Origin of the sequence: Pseudothauera nasutitermitis, from assembly GCF_004801295.1 — a bacterium.
GTDB lineage: Bacteria > Pseudomonadota > Gammaproteobacteria > Burkholderiales > Rhodocyclaceae > Pseudothauera > Pseudothauera nasutitermitis.
In genome coordinates, this window is record NZ_SSOC01000013.1 from 1 (window position 1) to 5269 (window position 5269).

Sequence of the window (5269 nt, forward strand, 5' to 3'; positions counted from 1 at the left end):
GTTTCGCAATGATTCAAGTGCTCGCGAAAGTCAGTAATGATTTTTGAGTACTTTGCTGGATTGAACTTAAGAGTTTGATCCTGGCTCAGATTGAACGCTGGCGGCATGCTTTACACATGCAAGTCGAACGGCAGCGGGGGTGCTTGCACCTGCCGGCGAGTGGCGAACGGGTGAGTAATGCATCGGAACGTGCCCATTTGTGGGGGATAACTACGCGAAAGCGTAGCTAATACCGCATACGCCCTGAGGGGGAAAGCGGGGGATCTTCGGACCTCGCGCAGTTGGAGCGGCCGATGTCGGATTAGCTAGTTGGTGGGGTAAAGGCCTACCAAGGCGACGATCCGTAGCTGGTCTGAGAGGATGATCAGCCACACTGGGACTGAGACACGGCCCAGACTCCTACGGGAGGCAGCAGTGGGGAATTTTGGACAATGGGGGCAACCCTGATCCAGCCATGCCGCGTGAGTGAAGAAGGCCTTCGGGTTGTAAAGCTCTTTCAGTCGGGAAGAAAAGGCGTCCTTGAATACGGGGCGTTGCTGACGGTACCGACAGAAGAAGCACCGGCTAACTACGTGCCAGCAGCCGCGGTAATACGTAGGGTGCGAGCGTTAATCGGAATTACTGGGCGTAAAGCGTGCGCAGGCGGTTTGCTAAGACAGGTGTGAAATCCCCGGGCTTAACCTGGGAACTGCGCTTGTGACTGGCAGGCTAGAGTACGGCAGAGGGGGGTGGAATTCCACGTGTAGCAGTGAAATGCGTAGAGATGTGGAGGAACACCGATGGCGAAGGCAGCCCCCTGGGCCTGTACTGACGCTCATGCACGAAAGCGTGGGGAGCAAACAGGATTAGATACCCTGGTAGTCCACGCCCTAAACGATGTCAACTAGTCGTTCGGAGCGGTAACGCACTGAGTGACGCAGCTAACGCGTGAAGTTGACCGCCTGGGGAGTACGGCCGCAAGGTTAAAACTCAAAGGAATTGACGGGGACCCGCACAAGCGGTGGATGATGTGGATTAATTCGATGCAACGCGAAAAACCTTACCTACCCTTGACATGCCAGGAACTTGTGAGAGATCACTTGGTGCCTTCGGGAGCCTGGACACAGGTGCTGCATGGCTGTCGTCAGCTCGTGTCGTGAGATGTTGGGTTAAGTCCCGCAACGAGCGCAACCCTTGCCACTAATTGCCATCATTAAGTTGGGCACTTTAGTGGGACTGCCGGTGACAAACCGGAGGAAGGTGGGGATGACGTCAAGTCCTCATGGCCCTTATGGGTAGGGCTTCACACGTCATACAATGGTCGGTACAGAGGGTTGCCAAGCCGCGAGGTGGAGCCAATCCCAGAAAGCCGATCGTAGTCCGGATCGCAGTCTGCAACTCGACTGCGTGAAGTCGGAATCGCTAGTAATCGCGGATCAGCATGTCGCGGTGAATACGTTCCCGGGTCTTGTACACACCGCCCGTCACACCATGGGAGTGGGTTTCACCAGAAGTAGGTAGCTTAACCTTCGGGAGGGCGCTTACCACGGTGAGATTCATGACTGGGGTGAAGTCGTAACAAGGTAGCCGTATCGGAAGGTGCGGCTGGATCACCTCCTTTCAAGAGAAACGGCCCACGGTGGCCAAGCATCCACAGCTTATCGGTTGTTCGCTTCGAGAAGAAGAGCCTCGCAACACGCGCCGCGGGTCTGTAGCTCAGCTGGTTAGAGCACCGTCTTGATAAGGCGGGGGTCGTTGGTTCGAACCCAACCAGACCCACCACTTGTTCAGGTCGGACACGAGGGGCTGTAGCTCAGCTGGGAGAGCGGCGGCTTTGCAAGCCGTAGGTCGTCGGTTCGATCCCGACCAGCTCCACCACAAGCGTGTGGTTGCAGGAAGGCACAGAGGTGTGAAGCGTGATCCGCTGTTGGTGGATCAGTCTTCACCCCTTTGATTGGCCCGGACGGGTCACTCGAGAGGTTCGCTCTTTAACAAAGTGGAAAGAAGTAGTAAAGCGCGTCAGCGGGCATGTCAGCCGTTGGCGTGCATGGGTAGTGATTGCAATCGAGTCGGGCGTGTTGCGAACCAGCGCATGTCCGGCGCACAAACGAGTTGTGAGCCTGTAGCGGGGCCTTCGAACAGAGGGTCCAAGGTTATAGGATCAAGCGACTAAGTGCATGTGGTGGATGCCTTGGCGATCACAGGCGATGAAGGACGTGCAAGCCTGCGAAAAGCACGGGGGAGCTGGCAATGGAGCTTTGATCCCGTGATGTCCGAATGGGGAAACCCGGCCCGCAAGGGTCACCTCTGGCTGAATACATAGGCCAGTTGGAGCGAACGCGGCGAACTGAAACATCTAAGTAGCCGCAGGAAAAGAAATCAACCGAGATTCCGTCAGTAGTGGCGAGCGAAAGCGGAAGAGCCTGCACGACTAAACCATCTTGTTAGCAGAACGGTCTGGAAAGTCCGGCAATAAAGGGTGATAGCCCCGTATGCGAAAACAAGGTGGCGGGTCTGAGCGTGCGACAAGTAGGGCGGGACACGTGTAATCCTGTCTGAAGATGGGGGGACCATCCTCCAAGGCTAAATACTCGTGATCGACCGATAGTGAACCAGTACCGTGAGGGAAAGGCGAAAAGAACCCCGGGAGGGGAGTGAAATAGATCCTGAAACCGCATGCATACAAACAGTGGGAGCCTCCTTGTGGGGTGACTGCGTACCTTTTGTATAATGGGTCAGCGACTTACGTTATGTTGCGAGCTTAACCGAATAGGGGAGGCGTAGCGAAAGCGAGTCTGATAAGGGCGCTTTAGTAGCATGGCGTAGACCCGAAACCGGATGATCTATCCATGGCCAGGATGAAGGTGCGGTAACACGCACTGGAGGTCCGAACCCACTAACGTTGAAAAGTTAGGGGATGAGCTGTGGATAGGGGTGAAAGGCTAAACAAATCCGGAAATAGCTGGTTCTCCCCGAAAACTATTTAGGTAGTGCGTCGTACGGACACTTGCGGGGGTAGAGCACTGTAATCGTTGGGGGGGTCACTGCGATCTACCCCGCGATAGCAAACTCCGAATACCGCAAAGTGATATACGGCAGACAGACAGCGGGTGCTAACGTCCGTTGTCAAGAGGGAAACAACCCAGACCGCCAGCTAAGGTCCCAAATGCATGGCTAAGTGGCAAACGAAGTGGGAAGGCCCAGACAGCTAGGAGGTTGGCTTAGAAGCAGCCATCCTTTAAAGAAAGCGTAATAGCTCACTAGTCGAGTCGTCCTGCGCGGAAGATGTAACGGGGCTCAAGCCATGAACCGAAGCTGCGGATGTGTCTTTGACACGTGGTAGGGGAGCGTTCCGTAAGCCTGCGAAGGTGTCTCGTAAGGGATGCTGGAGGTATCGGAAGTGCGAATGCTGACATGAGTAGCGATAAAGGGTGTGAAAAGCACCCTCGCCGAAAGCCCAAGGTTTCCTGCGCAACGTTCATCGGCGCAGGGTGAGTCGGCCCCTAAGGCGAGGCTGAAAAGCGTAGTCGATGGGAAACAGGTCAATATTCCTGTACCGAGCATAGATGCGATGGGGGGACGGAGAAGGTTAGGCCAGCCGGGTGTTGGAAGTCCTGGTTTAAGCGTGTAGGCGTGCCCGATAGGCAAATCCGTCGGGCTGAGCTGAGGCGTGATGACGAGGCCCCTTGTGGGCCGAAGTGGTTGATACCCTGCTTCCAGGAAAAGCCTCTAAGCTTCAGTCTATGTTCGACCGTACCGCAAACCGACACAGGTGGGCAGGTTGAAAATACCAAGGCGCTTGAGAGAACTCAGGAGAAGGAACTCGGCAAATTGATACCGTAACTTCGGGAGAAGGTATGCCCCATTAGCTTGTAGGAGAACATCCGAAGGGCGAAGGGGCCGCAGAGAATCGGTGGCTGCGACTGTTTATTAAAAACACAGCACTGTGCAAAATCGAAAGATGACGTATACGGTGTGACGCCTGCCCGGTGCCGGAAGGTTAAGTGATGGGGTGCAAGCTCTTGATCGAAGCCCCGGTAAACGGCGGCCGTAACTATAACGGTCCTAAGGTAGCGAAATTCCTTGTCGGGTAAGTTCCGACCTGCACGAATGGCGTAACGATGGCCACACTGTCTCCTCCTGAGACTCAGCGAAGTTGAAGTGTTTGTGAAGATGCAATCTCCCCGCGGCAAGACGGAAAGACCCCATGAACCTTTACTGTAGCTTTGCATTGGACTTTGACGGGACTTGTGTAGGATAGGTGGGAGGCTTTGAAGCGGGGACGCTAGTTCTCGTGGAGCCAACCTTGAAATACCACCCTGGTGTCGTTGAGGTTCTAACCCAGGCCCGTGAATCCGGGTCGGGGACCGTGCATGGCAGGCAGTTTGACTGGGGCGGTCTCCTCCCAAAAGGTAACGGAGGAGTACGAAGGTCGCCTAGGTACGGTCGGACATCGTACTGATAGTGCAATGGCAAAAGGCGGCTTGACTGCGAGTCCCACAAGACGAGCAGGTGCGAAAGCAGGTCATAGTGATCCGGTGGTTCTGTATGGAAGGGCCATCGCTCAACGGATAAAAGGTACTCTGGGGATAACAGGCTGATTCCGCCCAAGAGTTCACATCGACGGCGGAGTTTGGCACCTCGATGTCGGCTCATCACATCCTGGGGCTGTAGCCGGTCCCAAGGGTATGGCTGTTCGCCATTTAAAGTGGTACGTGAGCTGGGTTTAAAACGTCGTGAGACAGTTTGGTCCCTATCTGCCGTGGGCGCTGGAAGTTTGAGGGGACCTGCTCCTAGTACGAGAGGACCGGAGTGGACGTACCTCTGGTGTACCGGTTGTGACGCCAGTCGCATCGCCGGGTAGCTAAGTACGGAAGAGATAACCGCTGAAAGCATCTAAGCGGGAAACTCGCCTCAAGATGAGACTTCCCCGGGGCCTCGAGCCCCCTGAAGGGTCGTTGAAGACCACAACGTTGATAGGTCGGGTGTGGAAGCGTGGCAACACGTTAAGCTAACCGATACTAATTGCCCGTGTGGCTTGATCCTATAACCTTGAATGCAAGCTCAAGAACTCGACGAGCGCAACACCACCCAATACTGCTTCTTCCGCTTTGTTACCCCGTCAAAGTCTGACGACCATAGCTTCTCGGTACCACCCCTTCCCATCCCGAACAGGACCGTGAAACGAGAACGCGCCGATGATAGTGAGGCTCCCCTCGCGAAAGTAGGTCATCGTCAGACTAACCACATACCAAGCCCGCTTGCTCAGCACAAACAGCAAGCGGGCTTC

At 55.3% G+C, this 5269-nt stretch carries 2 tRNA genes and 3 rRNA genes; all 5 read left to right on the forward strand.

Going from position 1 to position 5269, the window contains the following annotated elements:
• The first annotated feature begins 62 nt into the window (after window positions 1-62).
• The 5 genes from E6C76_RS21875 (at window position 63) to rrf (ending at window position 5220) form a co-directional block, all read left to right on the forward strand.
• Window positions 63-1600, forward strand: a 16S ribosomal RNA gene (locus E6C76_RS21875).
• Between the two features lie 84 nt (window positions 1601-1684).
• Window positions 1685-1761, forward strand: a tRNA-Ile gene (locus tag E6C76_RS21880).
• 20 nt (window positions 1762-1781) lie between these two features.
• Window positions 1782-1857, forward strand: a tRNA-Ala gene (locus E6C76_RS21885).
• Window positions 1858-2138: 281 nt separating this feature from the next.
• A 23S ribosomal RNA gene (locus E6C76_RS21890) occupies window positions 2139-5025 on the forward strand.
• Window positions 5026-5107: 82 nt separating this feature from the next.
• A 5S ribosomal RNA gene (gene rrf, locus E6C76_RS21895) occupies window positions 5108-5220 on the forward strand.
• The 16S, 23S and 5S rRNA genes sit together here with 2 tRNA genes alongside, the layout of an rRNA operon.
• Window positions 5221-5269 lie beyond the last annotated feature (49 nt).